This is a genomic window from Mesorhizobium sp. M4B.F.Ca.ET.058.02.1.1 (assembly GCF_003952505.1).
In the GTDB taxonomy this organism is placed as follows: Bacteria; Pseudomonadota; Alphaproteobacteria; order Rhizobiales; family Rhizobiaceae; genus Mesorhizobium.
This window is the reverse complement of the sequence record NZ_CP034450.1, coordinates 3,384,195-3,400,362: the sequence shown is the minus strand read 5'-3', so window position 1 is coordinate 3,400,362 and position 16,168 is coordinate 3,384,195. Positions and strand designations below refer to the sequence as shown.

Below are 16,168 nucleotides of genomic sequence, written 5' to 3'. Positions count from 1 at the left end.
TTCCCAGTCATTTCAGTTCTGGCCTTGGGCTCAACCTACTCGCTGACCACACCGGTCGGTGCCGTCTCGATCCGGAATGCGGCCGAGATCAGCGCCCGAGTATAGTCCGTTTGCGGGCTGCCAAAAATCTGTTCTGACGGCCCGGTTTCGACGATCTGGCCATTGCGCATGACGATGACGTCGTTGGCAAGCGCGCGGATGACTTTCAGGTCGTGGCTGATGAACAGATAGGCGAGATCATGCTTGGCCTGCAGGTTGCGCAACAGGTCGACGACCTGCGCCTGCACGCTCATGTCGAGCGCCGAGGTCGGCTCGTCCAGCATGACGAAGCGCGGGTTGAGCACCATGGCGCGGGCGATGGCCACGCGCTGGCGCTGGCCGCCGGAGAATTCATGCGGGTAGCGGTTGCGCGTCTCGGGATCGAGACCGACCTCCTTCAGCACGTCGACGACCTTGTCGTCGCGCTGGTCGGGCGTGAGCTTCGGCTCGTGGATCCTCAGTCCTTCCTCGATGATCTCGGCGATCGACATGCGCGGGCTGAGCGAGCCGAATGGATCCTGGAAGACGATCTGCAACTCGCGCCGGAGCGGCCGCATGGCATTGAAGGAGAGCTGGTTGATGTCGCGCCCGTCGAACTGGATGGTTCCGGTCGACGAGATCATCCTGGCCAGCGCCAGCCCAAGCGTCGTCTTGCCCGAGCCGGATTCGCCGACCACGCCGAGCGTCTGGCCGGCGCGCACGGTGACGTCGATGCCGTCCACCGCCTTCACATTGTCGACGGTGCGGCGGAAGAAGCCGCGCCTGATCGGGAACCAGACCTTGATGTCCTTCCCCGTCATCACCGCCTTGGCGTCCGCGTTGGCGGCAGGCGGCTTGCCTTTGGGCTCGGCCGCCAGCAAGTGCTTGGTATAGGCATGCTGCGGGTTGGCGAAGATGTCCTTGGTCGGGCCGCTCTCGACGATCTTGCCCTTGGTCATCACGCAGACTCGGTCGGCGATCTTCCGGACGATGCCGAGATCATGGGTGATAAACAGCATCGACATGCCCTTGCGGGCTTTCAGTTTGGCTAGCAGTTCGAGGATCTGCGCCTGCACGGTGACGTCGAGCGCGGTCGTCGGCTCGTCGGCAATCAAAAGCTCCGGCTCGTTGGCCAGCGCCATGGCGATCATGACGCGCTGGCGCTGGCCGCCGGACAGCTGGTGCGGATAGGCGTCGAGTCGCTTTTCCGGCTCGCGGATGCCGACCTCGTTGAGCAGTTCCAGCGTGCGGGCGCGGGCCTGCCGGTCGCCAAGCCCCTGGTGCAGCTTCAGCACCTCGACGATCTGCTGCTCAATCGTATGCAGCGGATTGAGCGAGGTCATCGGCTCCTGGAAGATCATGGTGATCTTGTTGCCGCGCACGCGCCTCAGCGCCCGCTCGTCCATGGACAACAGGTCGGCGCCCTGGAACAGGATCCGACCCGACGGGTGGCTGGCTGTCGGATAGGGCAGCAGTTTCAGCACCGACAGCGCCGAGACCGACTTGCCGGAACCGGACTCGCCGACCAGCGCCACCGTCTCGCCCTTGGCGATGTCGAAGGCGATATGGTCGACGGCCAGCGACTGCTTGCCGCCTTGCGCGAAGGCAACGCTCAAATCGCGAATGGAAAGCAGGGGCTCGCTCATTTGAACGTCTTGCGCGGATCGAAGGCGTCGCGCGTCGCCTCGCCGACGAAGACCAGCAGCGACAACATCAGCGAGATGACGATGAAGGCGGAGATGCCGAGCCACGGCGCGTTGAGGTTGCGCTGCGCCTGTTTCAGCATTTCGCCGAGCGAGGCCGAGCCCGGCGGCAGGCCGAAGCCGAGATAGTCGAGCGAGGTCAATGTCGAGATCGAGCCTGAAAGCAGGAAGGGCAGGAAGGTCAGCGTCGCCACCATGGCGTTGGGCAGAAGGTGGCGGAACATGATGGTCAGGTTGGGCACGCCAAGAGCGCGCGCGGCGTTGACATATTCGAAGTTGCGGGCGCGCAGGAACTCGGCCCTGACCACGCCCACCAGCGCCACCCAGGAGAACAAGAGCATCAGGCCGAGCAGGATGAAGAAGCCGGGCGGCAGGATGGCGGCCACGATGAGGAGCAGATAAAGCACCGGGATCGCCGACCAGATCTCGATGAAGCGCTGGAACAGAAGGTCTGTCCAGCCGCCGAAATAGCCCTGCATGGCGCCGGCCGCCACGCCGATCAGCGACGACCCCACCGTCAGGATCAGGCCGAACAGGACGGAGATCCTGAAGCCGTAGATAAGCCGCGCCAGCACGTCCCGCGCCTGGTCGTCGGTACCCAGCCAGTTCCAGTTGCCGACCGAGCAGTCCGGATCGGCGGCGCCTTGCGGGTATTGATTGCAGAGCGTCTTCTTGTCGTAGAGCCAGGACGGCTTGGTCGGTGCCGCCTCGGGAATGGCGTTGTTGACCGTCTGGTAGGAGTAGCGCACCGGCGGCCAGATCATCCAGCCATTGGCGTTGATCTCGTCCTGGATGACGGGGTCGCGATAATCGGTAACGGCATAAAAGCCGCCGAATTTCTCTTCCGGATAGGCGATCAGCACCGGAAACAGGATCTCGCCCTTGTAGGAGGCGATGATAGGCTTGTCGTTGGCGATGAACTCGGAAAACAGCGACAGCACGAACAGGATGAGAAAGATCCACAACGACCAGAAGCCGCGCCGGTTCGACTTGAAGTTCTGCAGGCGCCGCCGGTTGAGCGGCGACAGCCAGGGGCGGGCGATGCGGGGGGGCGTCGTTCCGGCAGCGGCTTCCGCCATCAGACGTCCCTCCGCTCGAAATCGATGCGCGGATCGACCCAGGTGTAGATCAGGTCGGACAGAAGATTGATGAACAGGCCGAGCAGCGAGAAAATGTAGAGGTTGGCGAACACCACCGGATAGTCGCGGTCGACGACGGACTTGAAGCCGAGCAGCCCGAGGCCGTCGAGCGAGAAGATGTTCTCGATCAACAGCGACCCGGTGAAGAAGGCCGAGATGAAGGCGCCTGGAAAGCCGGCGATGACAATCAGCATGGCGTTGCGGAAGACGTGGCCGTAGAGCACCTTGCGCTCCGACAGGCCCTTGGCGCGCGCCGTCACCACATACTGCTTGCGGATCTCTTCCAGGAAGGAGTTCTTGGTGAGCAGCGTCGTGGTGGCGAAAGCCGACAGCACGAGTGCCGTCAGCGGCAGGGTCATGTGCCAGAAATAGTCGACGATCTTGTCCGGCCAGGACAACTGGTCCCAATTGTCCGAAACGATGCCGCGCAGCGGGAACCAGTCCCAGAACGAGCCGCCGGCAAACAGCACCATCAACAGGATGCCGAACAGGAAGCCGGGGATGGCATACCCGACGATCACCACGCCGCTGGTCCAGACGTCGAAGGTAGAGCCGTCCTGGACCGCCTTGCGGATGCCGAGCGGGATCGAGATCAGGTAGGACAAAAGCGTGATCCACAGGCCGATGGAGATCGACACCGGCATCTTTTCCAGGATGAGGTTGAGCACCGAGATGTCGCGGAAATAGCTGTCGCCGAAGTCGAAGCGGGCATAGTTCCACAGCATCATGCCGAAGCGTTCGAGCGGCGGCTTGTCGAAGCCGAACTGCTGTTCCAATTTCTTGATGAATTCGGGATCGAGCCCCTGGGCGCCGCGGTATTTCGAGCTGACGTCGCCGGCCACATCGAAGTTGCCGCCGCCACCGGCATCGCCGCCACCGCCGCCAAGGCGATCGGTGCCGCCCTGGTTGGTGAGCCTGGCGATCACCTGCTCCACCGGCCCACCGGGCGCAAACTGGATAACGGCGAAAGAGATCGCCATGATGCCGAACAGGGTCGGGATCATCAGAAGGATGCGGCGCAGTATGTAAGCGCCCATCAGGCCGCCCGTCCTGTGCGAACGGAGATGTCAGGCTTTGCCAATCTTTGCCGCCTTGCCCTTGTCGATCCACCACAGCGTCTCGACCGGAAAGCCGAAATCGGGTTTCTGCTCGAGAAAGCCGAACATGTCCCAATAGGCGACGCGGTGATTCGCGAGATAATATGTTGGAATCCAGTCTAGCCGCGCGCGCAAGACCCGGTCGAGCGCTCTGAGCGCCGTAACCAGTTCCGATCGACTGTTGGCTTTGCCGGCCGCCACGATCAGCGCGTCGATGGCCCGGCTTTCGGTGCCGGGATAGTTGCGCTGTCCCGGCGTTTTCGCCATGCGCGAGTCGTAGAGTATCTCGAGGCCGTCGGCAGTCGGCGTCGCCCCGATCGACCATGCGAGCATGTTGAAATCGAAGTCGAAATCGCTTTGCCGCCGTTCATACTGCGTCGAATCGACCTGCCGGATCGAAACGTCGATCCCTATGGCCTTCATGTTCTCGGCCCATGGCGTGAAAATGCGAACGATGCCGTCATCCTCGGCCAGCATTTCCACCTGCAGTCGCTCGCCCTTCTCGTTGACGACGAAGTTGCCCGCTCGCTTCCAACCGGCCTCGGCAAGCAGTTTCGAGGCCGCGCCCAGCAGCTTGCGGTCGTGACCCGAACCGTCGGAGACGGGCTGCATCACCGGTTCGCCGAAAGTCTCCGGCGGCAACTCGGCCCGAAACGGCTCCAGCAAGGCCAGTTCCTGAGGCGAGGGCAAGCCTTCGGCCTTGTAGTCCGACCGCTCGAAATTCGATTGCGAGCGTTCGTAGGAGCCGAAGAACAGAGCCCGCCTGATCCATTCGAAATCGAAGCAGTTGGCGATTGCCCGTCTCACGCGCGCATCGCGGAACTGCGGCCGGCGCTGGTTTAGCGCCACGGACTGCATGGATGGCGATTTCTCGCCGGGAAACTCGCGTTTGACGACCTTGCCGTCCTTCAACGCCGGAAAGTCGTAACCGGTCGCCCATACCCGCGAGGTGAATTCCTCGCGAAAATGTGTGTCGCCTTTCTTGAAGGCCTCGAACGCCGCCTGGCGATCAAGATAGAAGTCGATACGGATGCGGTCGAAATTGTTGAGACCACGGTTCACGGCAAGATCGCGGCCCCAATAGTCGGCGACGCGATCATACTCGACGGTCTGTCCGGCCACCACGCGCCCCAACTTGTACGGTCCGGAGCTCAGCGGCGGTGTCATCGTCGAGGCATCGAAATCGTTGGCCGTGTAAAAGGCCTTGGACACGATCGGCATTGCGACGACCGAAAGGATGTTCTGCGCGGACTGTTCGCCATTGAAGGTGAGGTCGAGCGTGACGGGATCGACCGCGACCGCTTCCGTCATGTATCGCAGCGCCTTGGACAGGTTCGGATGGCCCCGATCCTTGTACAGCGTCAATGCGAAGGCGATGTCCGCGGCGGTCACGGGCGAACCGTCGTGAAAGCGCGCTTGCCGTCGCAGGTCGAAACGGAAGCCGTTGCGGTCCTGCGACAAGGTCACGGACTCGGCAAGCAAGCCGTAGACGGCATCCGGCTCATCGAGAGCGCTTGTCATCAGTGAATCGAAACAGAGCTCGGTGCGGGGAGGCGAATCGCCTTTCAGCACCAGTGAATTCAACGTGTTGAAGGTCAGGAAACTCTGATTCAAGGTGGCGTTCGGCGGCGCGAAATTCATCTGGCCGCCCTTGGGCGCGTCCGGATTGACGTAGTCGAAATGGGTGAAATCAGGCTTGTATTTGAGGTCGCCGAAGGCCGACAGGCCGTGCAGTTTCACGCCGGTCGCCGTGGTGGCGAAAGCCCGCCCCGGCAACAGGGCTGCGGCCGCGGCGGCACCGCCGAGTGCCAGGAAATCGCGGCGCGAGGCCATCAATTGCTACCCTTGTATTTGGCGGCCAGCGCCTTTTCCTTCTCGGGGTTGATCCACCAGGAACTCTGGTCGGCGCCGCTGTAGGTCGGCTGCTTTTGCGGGATGCCGAACTTGTTCCAGTAGGCGAGCCACAACACGGCGCGGTAGTATTGCGGCACCACATAGAAGTTCCACAGGAGCACCCGGTCGAGCGCGTGGGTGGCGGCGACGAGGTCGTCGCGGTCGGTGGCAAAGATGATGCGGTCGACGAGCGCGTCGACGACCGGATCCTTGATGCCGGCATAGTTGCGCGACCCCGGCTTATCGGCGGCCTTCGAGCTCCAGAAGTCGCGTTGCTCGTTGCCGGGCGATTCCGACTGCCCGAGCTGACCTATGATGACGTCATAATCGAAATTGTTGACGCGGTTGACATATTGGGTCTGGTCGATGATGCGCAGCGTCGCATCCACTCCGATCTTGCGCAGATTGGCGATCCAGGGACTGGCGATCACCTGGTCGGTGTCGTTCCAGCCCAAAATCTCGAACTTGAACGGCGCGCCGGTCTTGGCGTTCACCATCTTGCCGCCCTTGATGACCCAGCCGGCCTTGGCGAACAGCTCGACCGCCTGCTTCAGATATTTCCGCTCGGCCTGAGGGGTATCGTAGACCGGCAGCTTGAATTCCTCGGTGAACAGCTCGGGTGGCAGCTTGTCGCGGTACTTTTCCAGGATTTCCAGCTCTTTGCCCTGCGGCAGGCCGCTGGATGCCAGTTCCGTGCCCTGGAAATAGCTTTGCGTGCGGGTGTTGAAACCATAGAAAAGCGTGCGGTTCATCGTCTCGAAATCGAACGGATAGGTCAGTCCCTCGCGCACCAGGCGATCCCCAAATAGGGGACGCCGCTGGTTCAGCATGAAGGCCTGCATCGGCTCGGGAGAGGTGGTCTTGAATTCCTGTTTGATGACGTCGCCGGTCTGGATCGCTGGGAAATCATAGAACGTCTTCCAGCGCTTCGAGCTGTTTTCCGGCTTGATGTCGTCGAGTCCGCCTTTGGTGAAAGCCTGCCATGCCGCATTGTCATCAAGGATATAGGTGAAGCGCTGCGTGTCGAAATTCTCACGCCCTATCTTCACCGGCAGCTTGGCGGCCCAGTAGTCAGGCACGCGCTGCCAGACGATCTCCGAACCCGGCTTGAAGCTGGCGATCTTGTAGGCAGCGGAGCCGAGCGGCGGTTCCAGCGTCGGTCTGGTGACGTCGCGCTTCTTGCCATTGGCGTCGGTGCCTTCCCACCAGTGCTTCGGCAGCACGGCGAGGTCGCCGATGATCTTCGGCAGCTCGCGATTGCCCTTCTGGTTGAAATGGAACTCGACCTCGCGGTCCGAGATGGCGACGGCGTCGGTAACGTTCTCGAAATAGCGGCTGTATTGCGGGCTGTTGGCCTTCAGCACCTGGAACGACCAGATCACATCGTCGGTGGTGATTGGCTGGCCGTCGTGCCATTTGGCCCTCGGGTCCAGCCGATACGTCGCCGAGGAATAGTCGACCGGATATTTGTAGGCGTCGGCGATCAGCGGATGGCTGGTGCTGCCCTCGTCGGTCGACTGCTCCATCAGCGTGTCGTAGAGCAGCCCTCCGCCGAAGCCGACCAGCCCCGCGGCCGGCGAGCCCTGCACGATGTAGGGGTTGAAGCTGTCGAAGGTGCCGAGAACGACGGAATTGTAGGTGCCGCCCTTCGGCGCGTCCGCATTGACATAGTCGTAGTGCTGGAAGTTGTCGCCGTATTTGGAGTCGCCGATCAGCGAGGAGGTGGTGCGCCATTCATCCGCGAAGCCGGCCTGCAGGCTGCCGGCAAGGGCGGCCGCGACCAGCACGGAGTTGAGAAGCGTTCGGCCAACCGTCATGCGTTCTCCTCTGCGAACAATCCCCACCGGCAATCTAGATCATTTGACGACCGTGGAAACCGCAATGCGCAGGCTTTGTCGCCGCACATGCTGTTTTCCTAACAGAAAAGCCGGGACGAACCCGGCTTTTCTGAGGATGTCTTTATGACAAATTGTTTATTGAGCGGGTGCCGCCGGCTTGGCGGGCGCGGCGCCCTCGGCCGGCGCGGCGCCTTCCGCAGGCTTGGCCTCGGCCGAAGCACCCGGCGCCGGCAGCGGCTTCGGGCTGTCCGACAGCGTACGCAGATAGGCGATCACGTTGGCGCGGTCCTCGTCCTTCGGCAGGCCGGCAAAGCCCATCGCCGTGCCCTTGACGAACTTCTTCGGCGAAGTGATGAAATGGTTGAGGTTGTCGTACGTCCACTTCTCGGCGCCGCCCTTGGAAAAATCCTTCATGCCGGCTGAATAGGCGAAGCCCTCATGCTCGGCGACGGGTCGGTCGATAATGTCCCAGAGATCGGGGCCGACCTTGTTCGGACCACCCTTCTCGCCGGAATGGCAGGCCTGGCATTTCTTGAACACGGCCGCGCCCGCCTCGACATTGGCGGTGGCGAGCAGGTCGGCGATCGGCTTGGCTTCCGCGGCCGGGGCGGCGGCGGCGCCTTCGGCGGGCTCTGCCGCCTCGATGGCGAAGCCGGGCTTCTCGGGCGCGGGCGACGCAAACAGCGCGTCGGAGACGATGCCGACCGAGAAGACGACAAAGACGGTGCCAAGGAGACCGGCGAGCAGCTTGTTGACTTCGTTGGAATCCATACGCCCCTTGCTCCCTTTTCCGGCGGACCGATCCGTCCACTCCGTCCGTCGGTGTCCCGAACCGACCTCTCAGCCCGGTCAAATCGGGCGGAAACTAGGTCTTTTGCTCCGGCGTTGCAACACCTATAAGGGCGCTTCCAGTGAGACCTTTTGCCACTTTCGCCAGCCCTCTTTTGCAACGCCCCGTCGCACCGATGTCAACGCTCATCCTGATCCCGGCCCGCATGGCCTCGACCCGCCTGCCGGGCAAGCCGCTGGCCGACATTTTTGACGTGCCGATGATCGTCCATGTCGCCCGCCGCGGCGCCGAGGCCGGGCTTGGCCGGGTCGTGGTGGCGACAGACACCGAGGCCGTGGCGGAGGCCGTGCGCGCGCACGGCTTTGAGGCCGTGATGACCCGTGACGATCACCAGTCCGGCTCCGACCGCATTTTCGAGGCGCTAACAGTGCTCGATCCGGAGAAAAAGGTCGAAACCATCGTCAACGTGCAGGGCGACCTGCCGACCATCGATCCGCAGATCATCCGCGCGTCGCTGAGGCCGCTCGAGGACAAATCGGTCGACATCGCCACACTCGGCGTCGAGATCGTCCGCGACGAGGAGAAGACCAATCCGAACGTCGTCAAGATCGTCGGCTCGCCGCTGTCTGCGACACGGCTCAGGGCGCTCTATTTCTCCCGCGCCACCGCGCCCTGGGGCGAGGGGCCGCTCTATCACCATATCGGCCTCTACGCCTATCGGCGTGCCGCGCTGGAGCGCTTCGTCGCGCTGAAGCCGTCGCCGCTGGAACGACGCGAGCGGCTGGAGCAGTTGCGGGCGCTGGAGGCCGGCATGCGCATCGATGCCGAGATCGTGCAATCCGTGCCGCTCGGCGTCGACACGCCCGACGACCTGGAGCGCGCCAGGGAAATCCTTTCAACCTGAGATATTAGGCATGCCTGAAAAGACCAACAGAATATCCTTCCAGGGCGAGCCGGGCGCCAATTCCGACACTGCTTGCCGCAACATGTTCCCGTCGATGGAGCCGTTGCCGTGCCCGACCTTCGAGGATGCCTTCGTCGCGGTCGAGACCGGCAAGGCCGAGCTCGCCATGATCCCGATCGAGAACACGATCGCCGGCCGTGTCGCCGACATCCATCATCTCCTGCCGGAATCGCGGCTGCACATCGTCGGCGAATATTTCCTGCCGATCCATTTCCAGTTGATGGTGCTGCCGGGGGTGCAGCGCGAAGCGATCAAGACCGTGCACAGCCACATTCATGCGCTCGGCCAGTGCCGCAAATACATCCGCAAGAATGGCTGGAAGCCGGTCGTCGCCGGCGACACGGCGGGCTCGGCGAAGATGGTCTCCGAGGTCAAGGACCGCACCATGGCGGCGCTCGCGCCGGCGCTCGCAGCGGAGCTTTACGGCCTCGACATCATCGAGAAGAACGTCGAGGACACGGACAGCAACGTAACCCGCTTCGTCGTGCTGACAAAGAACAAGCAATGGGCCGAGCGCCCTTCGGCCGACGCCAGGATGATGACCACCTTCATCTTCCGCGTCCGCAACGTGCCGGCGGCGCTCTACAAGGCGATGGGCGGCTTCGCCACCAACGGCATCAACATGACCAAGCTCGAGAGCTACCAGCTCGGCGCCTTCACCGCGACGCTGTTCTATGCCGACATCGAGGGTCACCCGGACGATCCGCTGGTCAAGCTGGCGCTCGACGAGCTGCGCTTCTTCTCGCGTGAGATGCGCATCCTCGGCGTCTATCCGGCAAGCGCGTCGCGCGAGCAATGGAAGGTGGCCGACTAACACTCTCGTTTCAACGCTTGGTGTCGAAGGCTCGATCCGAGCCAATCAGCCGTGCGATCTTGTCGATCGTCGCGCGCACCTCCGGCAACTTGCGATCATCGCCGTGCACCACCAGCCATTGTTCATGTGACAGTTCCTCGATCACGTCATCCGTGCGAACCAGATCGGTGTGGGCGTCGCCAACGAAACAGGGCAGCACCACATGGCCAGCGCCAGCAAGCGCGAGGTCAAGGAGTGAGCGCGGCTGAGTGACCTCAAAGCGGATTTGATCTCGTTTGTTGGCGCGCACCCAGATTGCTGATGGTGTGTTCACCGTAGCCGCGATCCAATCAGATTTTCGAACGGCATTCGGGTGTGAATAGGGAGCAAATGCTACGGTCTTTGTCCTGCGAGCCGCGAGTCCTGGCTCGGACGGCCTGCGATTTCGAATCCCGATCAACGCCTCGCGCCTGCCGATGTTCTGCACCTCCTCAACGGCGCTGAAGACGATACTCCGGTCGGTCACGCCCAGTTTCTCAATGTTGCGGGCCAGGTACCACGTCATCCAGGTGCCCGCGGACACACGGATGGGCGCCGACGCGTTTCGTCGTGAAAACGCCCTTGTGATATCAAGGAACCGCTGCTCAATGGTCTCCGCCTGGGATGTCAGCGCTCGACCTGCTGCGGTCAACTCGTAGCCGGATGGCAGTCGAGAGAACAACTCGGCGCCCAACGCCCGCTCAAGATCGACGATATGTCGGCTCAGCGTTGCCGCACTCTGGCCGACAGCCTTCGCTGCGGATGAAAGGCTTCCATCGCGCGCGACTGCCAGAAAGATTCTCAGATCCGACCAGTCGACAGTCATTTCATTCATGCAAAACCCTCTTCATTTTTGAAGACTCCCATCTGAGATTGATCTGGCGCCATATCAAGACCGGACAGCCAGCGGAGAACATATTTTATGGCAGCGAAAATTCACTTGGGATCGCGCATTGGCATGGGTTGCTGGGCAATCGGCGGTCACTTTTGGTCAGGCGAGACCCCGGTCGGGTATTCCGGCGCGGACGACCGCGAATCCGTAAAAACCATTCATGCGGCATGGGATGGTGGAGTTCGGCTCTTCGATACGTCGGCGGTGTATGGCGCCGGGCACTCGGAGGAGCTTTTGGGCGAGGCGCTCTCAGGCCGTTCGGAGGCAGTTATCGTGTCGAAATTCGGCCATTCCTTCGATCCGGCCTCCCGCCAGATGACTGGCTCTAGGTTCGATCCCGAATATGTGCGCTGGTCGGTTGGCGAGAGCCTTCGCCGACTGGGCCGAGACGGCATCGACGTGATGTTGCTCCACTTGAACGATCTCTCGATCGAACATGCGGAACCGGCGTTTGAGGTCTTGGAGCAGCTTGTTCGGGCCGGAGACATTCGAAGCTACGGCTGGAGCACCGACTTTCCATCAAGCGTCCAGGCGTTCGCTGACCGGAGCGGCTTTTCAACGGTCCAGCACTCGATGAACGTTTTCTTCGATGCACCCTCAATGTGCAAAGCCGCATATAATAACGGTTTGGCGCAGCTGACCCGGTCGCCACTCGCCATGGGCGTGCTAACAGGCAAATTCTCGGATGGACGGACCGTTCCGCCAGACGACGTCAGGTCGGTTCCCGCGGATTGGCAGGTATATTTTGAAGCGTCGCGCGCCCGTTCCGAGTTGACAGAGCAGATTGATGCTATCCGCGATTTGCTCACCGCTGGCGGGCGGACGCTCGGTCAGGGTGCCTTGTGCTGGCTGCTATCGAAAGGTGGCAACATTCACCCCATCCCCGGCGCAAAAACCCCGAGCAGGCTGTCGAGAACGCCGCGGCCATGGAATTTGGGCCGCTGTCGGAGACCGTGATGGCTGAGATCGAAACCATTCTCCAAAGACCGCCAGAAGGTGAGTTTCGTGCTCGATAGCTTCGCAATGGCCACTCTGGATCGAACGCGGTCGTTCGCAGTGACTGGATATCAACTCCAGCCGAGCGGCACGTAGTCGATCTCCATGAACGCCTCGACCTCGGGCACCCAGCGATCGCGGACAAAAGCGACGTGGTCGGGGTGCTCGTTGTACCTTGTGTAGGCAGCCTGGTCGGCGAACTCCATCGAGAAGCCGAAGCGGTAGTCGTTCTTGGGGCTGACCTGCCGCAACTGCTCGAAATGCGTGACACCCTTGATCCCGGTCAGGATCTTCCTGGCGTCATGGAGGAAGCGCTTTTCCTCCAGCGAATGCGGCGCATGCTTCAGCGTGAACACGACTGTGTGACGGATCATCTTTCGCTTTCCCTCATTCAGCTATTCGGCATCGACCCAGGCGCGGATGAGATGGTGCGCGATCGCACCCTTGGGCGGCGTGACCAGATTGCCGGGATGCGCCCTGTCCAGCATCAGGCGCACCTCGTCGCGCAAAAACCACCGGCAGTCTTCCAACTCGTTGAGGTCGGCCTGGATGTCGTCGTTGAGCGGCTCGCCGAAGCACCCGATCATCAGCGAATAGGGGAAAGGCCAGGGCTGGCTGGCGTGGTAGACGACGCGGCCAAGCTGGATGCCGGCCTCCTCCAGCGTCTCGCGGCGCACCGCCGCCTCGATCGTCTCGCCCGGCTCGATGAAGCCCGCCAGCGCTGAATACATGCCAGGCCCGAAATGACGGCCACGCCCGAGCAGGCACTTGTCCGCCGTCACCGTCAGCATGATCGCCACCGGATCAGTCCGTGGAAAATGGTCGGTGCCGCAGGCCGGGCAGTGCCGCCTGTAGCCGCCGGCGCGCATTTCCGAACGGCTGCCGCATTTGCTGCAGAAGGCGTGGCTGGCGTGCCAGGCAAGAAGGGCCGCCCCTTGCGCCAGCGCGCCGGCCGCCGCCTCGTCGATCAGGCCTTGCATGTAGACGGACCGGTAGTCGATCGCCTTGATGGTCTCGGGAAGCTGCTCCGGCTCAACGCCCGCTGGCACCGCCAGCACGGGGCCGGCCTCGGAAAAGCCGAGCAGCACGCCGCGGTCGAGCGAGACGTCGAAGGCTTTGCTTTCGGTTGCGCCGAACCAGGGGTCGAAGCTGCCGTCCTCATGTTTCAGATAGAGCCGGCCGCCATGCATCAGCAGCAGCCGCGTCGAGGGATCGGCGAGCGCCTGCTCGACGGAATCGTCGGCGCGGGTCTCCGATTGCCGGTCGATCTGGTTGCCGGCGAAGCCGACGAACTGGCTGGGCTCCCGCAAGGGTGCGTCAAACAGGCGGAAGGGCATGGGGACTCAGAGCTTTATGGACACGGGTCAGCTTATAGCGCCGCCTTGATCGTTTCGGCAAACCGGCGGATCTCGGAATTACTGTAGGGTTCGCGCAGGCCATGTCCCCAGACCGGCCCCGGCCATGCCGGATCGCCTTCCGAGCGCGCGATGACGTGGATGTGCAGCTGCCGCACGATGTTGCCCAGCGCGCCGGTATTGATCTTGGTGCAGCCTGTCGCCTTCTTCAGCGCTTGCGCCACCATGTTGGTCTCGAAGGTCAGCATCGCCTGGTCGAGCGGCGTCAGGTCATGGATTTCCTCCACGCCCGGCCGCTGCGGCACCAGGATGAGCCATGGCCAGCGGCAGTCGTTCATCAGCCTGAGTTCGCACAGGCCGAGCCACATCAGCTGCTCGCTGTCCGCCTCCAGCCTGGCGTCGAGCGTGAATCCGGCCTTGAGGCCCGGCAGCATTGGCGTTTCCCTCACTTTTTTGGACTTTGCACCGTCTTTTTGACCGATGAACGCTAGAGCGGCTGCAGAGGGGCTGCAAGCGAATCATTGGCCGGTATTGCGGATTTGAAGACGCGCCCGCCAGTACGCCGCGCACGACCGGCGCCGCCGATTCCGCTCCGCCCTTGCATTTCATCGTCGAATTGCCGATATGGAGGCCGGGAGGTTGGTGGTGGACGATCCACTCGCCAACCGGGTCAGGTCCGGAAGGAAGCAGCCCTAACGAGCCCGGAACGGGTCATTGTTCCAGCCTCCCACCTCTTCGCCTTTCTTTCGCGACATTGACGGCGTCAAGCCGTGCGGGCGAAACTATGCGCAGGAAACGGCCGCCTTCCGTCGCGGTCCTGGGAGCTTTGACGGCGAATGAGCGAAGCCGGAAATTCGGGGGCGGAAAGCCTGGGGACAGGCAAGGCTGGCGCCTATCGCGTTCTGGCGCGCAAATACCGCCCTTCGAATTTCTCCGAGCTGATCGGCCAGGAACCGATGGTCCGCACGTTGACCAATGCCTTCGCCTCCGGCCGCATCGCCCAGGCCTGGATGCTGACCGGCGTCCGAGGTGTCGGCAAGACGACCACGGCCCGCATCCTGGCCCGGGCGCTGAACTACAAGACCGCCACCGTCGACCAGCCTTCGGTCGATCTTTCCATCCCCGGCGAGCATTGCCAGGCGATCATGGAAGGACGTCATGTCGATGTCATCGAGATGGACGCCGCCTCGCACACCGGCATCGACGACATCCGCGACATCATCGAGCGCGTGCGCTACGCGCCGGTCTCGGCCCGCTACAAGGTCTACATCATCGACGAAGTGCACATGCTCTCCACCCAGGCCTTCAACGGCCTGCTGAAGACGCTCGAAGAGCCGCCACCGCACGTCAAATTCATCTTCGCGACCACCGAGATCCGCAAGGTGCCGATCACAGTCCTGTCGCGCTGCCAGCGCTTCGACCTGAGACGCATCGATGCCGGCGCCCTGGTCGCGCACCTGTCAGCGATCTCCGCCAAGGAAGGCATTTCGGTCGACGACGACGCGCTGGCGATGATCGCGCGCGCCGCCGAAGGCTCGGCGCGCGATTCACTCTCCATCCTCGACCAGGCGATCGCCCATGGCAGCGGCGCGGTCAGCGCCGAGGCGGTGCGCGCCATGCTCGGCCTCGCCGACCGCGCCCGCATCGTCGACCTGTTCGAGCATGTCATGAAGGGCGACGTCGCGGCGGCATTGGCCGAATTCCGCGCCCAGTACGACACCGGCGCCGATCCGGCCGCGGTGCTGACCGACCTTGCCGAATTCAATCATCTCGTCACCAGGCTGCGCTTCGTGCCGACGGCCGCCGACGATGCTTCGCTGTCGGAGGATGAACGCCGGCGCGGCGGCGATTTCGCCAGGACGCTGTCGGTGCGCGTGCTGTCCAGGACATGGCAGATGCTGCTGAAGGGCATTCCCGAGGTGCAGTCTTCGAACCGGCCGGTGAGCGCTGCCGAGATGGTGCTGATCCGGCTCGCGCATGCTGCCGACCTGCCGACGCTGGACGAGGCGCTGAAGTCGCTGGAAGGCGCTTCGCCGGTTCCGAATGGCGCGCCGCGCGCCAACGGGGCCCCAGCAAGCCCGGGCAATGGCGGCGCAAGCGCCGTGGCGCAGGCGCGCATGCCTTCGGCCAGCGGCGGCTCGCAGACGATGCGGCTGGTCGAGGCGCAGCCCGTGCCTACTGCCTTCGTCCCGGCACCGGAACCGGTCGTCGAAGCGCCCGCTGTTCCGGTCAAGTCGCTGGCCGACATTGCCGCCCTTGCCGATTCCAATCGCGACATCGCCTTCAAGGTTTTGATCAAGCGCTGCGTGCGGCTGGTGCGCGTCGAGCCCGGCCGCCTCGACGTCAGCCTGACCGAAGACGCGCCGAAGATGCTGCTCAACGACCTGACCGCCAAGCTGCGCGCCTGGACAGGCCGCAACTGGCTGGTGTCGCTGTCGAAGGAAGATGGCGGCCAGACTCTTGCCGAGATGGAAACGACGAAGCGCGAGACCGCCTTCCTCGACGCCAAGAGCGACCCGACGGTCGCCGCCATCCTCGCCCGCTTCCCAGGCGCCAAGATCATTGACGTGCGCATTCCGGACATGCCGGAAGTGGAAGAGGCCGAGGCCGACCTGCCGGTCGAGCCGGCGGCCGATGACGACGAAATCTAG

14 protein-coding genes and 1 other RNA gene are annotated in these 16,168 nt (G+C 63.0%); 5 read left to right on the top strand and 10 right to left on the bottom strand.

Annotated elements, in window-relative coordinates:
* Positions 1 to 35 precede the first annotated feature (35 nt).
* From EJ073_RS16680 to EJ073_RS16655, 6 genes are all read right to left on the bottom strand, one after another.
* Complete coding sequence (locus EJ073_RS16680; RefSeq protein ID WP_126056713.1) at positions 36 to 1,664, bottom strand: ABC transporter ATP-binding protein; 1,629 nt, start codon at positions 1,662 to 1,664, stop codon at positions 36 to 38.
* Entirely contained in the window at positions 1,661 to 2,800 is a 1,140-nt protein-coding gene (locus EJ073_RS16675; protein WP_126056712.1) for an ABC transporter permease, read from the bottom strand. The genes EJ073_RS16680 and EJ073_RS16675 overlap by 4 nt, the downstream gene beginning before the upstream one ends.
* Positions 2,800 to 3,897, bottom strand: coding sequence for a microcin C ABC transporter permease YejB (locus EJ073_RS16670; RefSeq protein WP_126056711.1), 1,098 nt, complete (start codon positions 3,895 to 3,897; stop codon positions 2,800 to 2,802). The genes EJ073_RS16675 and EJ073_RS16670 overlap by 1 nt, the downstream gene beginning before the upstream one ends.
* 30 nt (positions 3,898 to 3,927) lie before the next feature.
* Positions 3,928 to 5,790 (bottom strand): extracellular solute-binding protein, encoded by a 1,863-nt coding sequence (locus EJ073_RS16665; protein WP_126056710.1) that lies wholly within the window; start codon positions 5,788 to 5,790, stop codon positions 3,928 to 3,930.
* Complete coding sequence (locus EJ073_RS16660) at positions 5,790 to 7,667, bottom strand: extracellular solute-binding protein (protein ID WP_126056709.1); 1,878 nt, start codon at positions 7,665 to 7,667, stop codon at positions 5,790 to 5,792. The genes EJ073_RS16665 and EJ073_RS16660 overlap by 1 nt, the downstream gene beginning before the upstream one ends.
* A gap of 156 nt (positions 7,668 to 7,823) precedes the next feature.
* Positions 7,824 to 8,459 carry a cytochrome c family protein gene (locus EJ073_RS16655; RefSeq protein WP_126056708.1) on the bottom strand — a complete coding sequence of 212 codons (636 nt, stop codon included), beginning with the start codon at positions 8,457 to 8,459 and terminating at the stop codon, positions 7,824 to 7,826.
* Between the two features lie 194 nt (positions 8,460 to 8,653).
* On the opposite strand from EJ073_RS16655, the gene EJ073_RS16650 reads away from it, so the two are divergent.
* Both EJ073_RS16650 and EJ073_RS16645 read left to right on the top strand, forming a co-directional pair.
* On the top strand, positions 8,654 to 9,382 hold the full coding sequence (locus tag EJ073_RS16650; RefSeq protein WP_126056707.1) for a 3-deoxy-manno-octulosonate cytidylyltransferase: 729 nt from the start codon (positions 8,654 to 8,656) through the stop codon (positions 9,380 to 9,382).
* Between the two features lie 10 nt (positions 9,383 to 9,392).
* Positions 9,393 to 10,256, top strand: coding sequence for a prephenate dehydratase (locus EJ073_RS16645; RefSeq protein ID WP_126056706.1), 864 nt, complete (start codon positions 9,393 to 9,395; stop codon positions 10,254 to 10,256).
* Between the two features lie 10 nt (positions 10,257 to 10,266).
* Here the strand turns inward: EJ073_RS16645 and EJ073_RS16640 are convergent, their stop codons facing one another.
* On the bottom strand, positions 10,267 to 11,109 hold the full coding sequence (locus EJ073_RS16640) for a LysR family transcriptional regulator (RefSeq protein WP_126056705.1): 843 nt from the start codon (positions 11,107 to 11,109) through the stop codon (positions 10,267 to 10,269).
* Between the two features lie 87 nt (positions 11,110 to 11,196).
* Between EJ073_RS16640 and EJ073_RS16635 the strand changes: the two genes are divergently transcribed.
* Positions 11,197 to 12,123, top strand: a complete 927-nt coding sequence (locus tag EJ073_RS16635) for an aldo/keto reductase (RefSeq protein ID WP_245455266.1) — start codon at positions 11,197 to 11,199, stop codon at positions 12,121 to 12,123.
* Between the two features lie 110 nt (positions 12,124 to 12,233).
* Here EJ073_RS16635 and EJ073_RS16630 read toward each other — a convergent pair whose 3' ends face one another.
* Genes EJ073_RS16630 through EJ073_RS16620 form a run of 3 tightly spaced genes read right to left on the bottom strand, consistent with a single transcriptional unit; the run spans position 12,234 to position 13,951 of the window.
* The gene (locus EJ073_RS16630; protein WP_126056704.1) at positions 12,234 to 12,536 is read right to left on the bottom strand and encodes a Dabb family protein; all 303 of its coding nucleotides are present in this window, start codon (positions 12,534 to 12,536) and stop codon (positions 12,234 to 12,236) included.
* Positions 12,537 to 12,557: 21 nt separating this feature from the next.
* Positions 12,558 to 13,499, bottom strand: a complete 942-nt coding sequence (gene nudC, locus EJ073_RS16625; protein WP_126056703.1) for an NAD(+) diphosphatase — start codon at positions 13,497 to 13,499, stop codon at positions 12,558 to 12,560.
* 32 nt (positions 13,500 to 13,531) lie between these two features.
* Positions 13,532 to 13,951: an HIT family protein gene (locus EJ073_RS16620; RefSeq protein WP_126056702.1), complete on the bottom strand. Its 420-nt coding sequence runs from the start codon at positions 13,949 to 13,951 to the stop codon at positions 13,532 to 13,534.
* A gap of 200 nt (positions 13,952 to 14,151) precedes the next feature.
* Between EJ073_RS16620 and ffs the strand changes: the two genes are divergently transcribed.
* An RNA gene (gene ffs, locus EJ073_RS16615) (signal recognition particle sRNA small type) lies at positions 14,152 to 14,248 on the top strand.
* Positions 14,249 to 14,353: 105 nt separating this feature from the next.
* Positions 14,354 to 16,168, top strand: a complete 1,815-nt coding sequence (locus EJ073_RS16610) for a DNA polymerase III subunit gamma/tau (protein WP_126056701.1) — start codon at positions 14,354 to 14,356, stop codon at positions 16,166 to 16,168.

Coding starts and splice junctions, on each gene's coding strand:
- EJ073_RS16645 (WP_126056706.1), top strand. CDS start 9,393: ATGCCTGAAAAGACCAACAGAATATCCTTCCAGGGCGAGCCGGGCGCC.
- EJ073_RS16680 (WP_126056713.1), bottom strand. CDS start 1,664: ATGAGCGAGCCCCTGCTTTCCATTCGCGATTTGAGCGTTGCCTTCGCG.
- EJ073_RS16665 (WP_126056710.1), bottom strand. CDS start 5,790: ATGGCCTCGCGCCGCGATTTCCTGGCACTCGGCGGTGCCGCCGCGGCC.
- nudC (WP_126056703.1), bottom strand. CDS start 13,499: ATGCCCTTCCGCCTGTTTGACGCACCCTTGCGGGAGCCCAGCCAGTTC.
- EJ073_RS16620 (WP_126056702.1), bottom strand. CDS start 13,951: ATGCTGCCGGGCCTCAAGGCCGGATTCACGCTCGACGCCAGGCTGGAG.
- EJ073_RS16610 (WP_126056701.1), top strand. CDS start 14,354: ATGAGCGAAGCCGGAAATTCGGGGGCGGAAAGCCTGGGGACAGGCAAG.
- EJ073_RS16670 (WP_126056711.1), bottom strand. CDS start 3,897: ATGGGCGCTTACATACTGCGCCGCATCCTTCTGATGATCCCGACCCTG.
- EJ073_RS16660 (WP_126056709.1), bottom strand. CDS start 7,667: ATGACGGTTGGCCGAACGCTTCTCAACTCCGTGCTGGTCGCGGCCGCC.
- EJ073_RS16675 (WP_126056712.1), bottom strand. CDS start 2,800: ATGGCGGAAGCCGCTGCCGGAACGACGCCCCCCCGCATCGCCCGCCCC.
- EJ073_RS16655 (WP_126056708.1), bottom strand. CDS start 8,459: ATGGATTCCAACGAAGTCAACAAGCTGCTCGCCGGTCTCCTTGGCACC.
- EJ073_RS16650 (WP_126056707.1), top strand. CDS start 8,654: ATGTCAACGCTCATCCTGATCCCGGCCCGCATGGCCTCGACCCGCCTG.
- EJ073_RS16630 (WP_126056704.1), bottom strand. CDS start 12,536: ATGATCCGTCACACAGTCGTGTTCACGCTGAAGCATGCGCCGCATTCG.
- EJ073_RS16635 (WP_245455266.1), top strand. CDS start 11,197: ATGGCAGCGAAAATTCACTTGGGATCGCGCATTGGCATGGGTTGCTGG.
- EJ073_RS16640 (WP_126056705.1), bottom strand. CDS start 11,109: ATGAATGAAATGACTGTCGACTGGTCGGATCTGAGAATCTTTCTGGCA.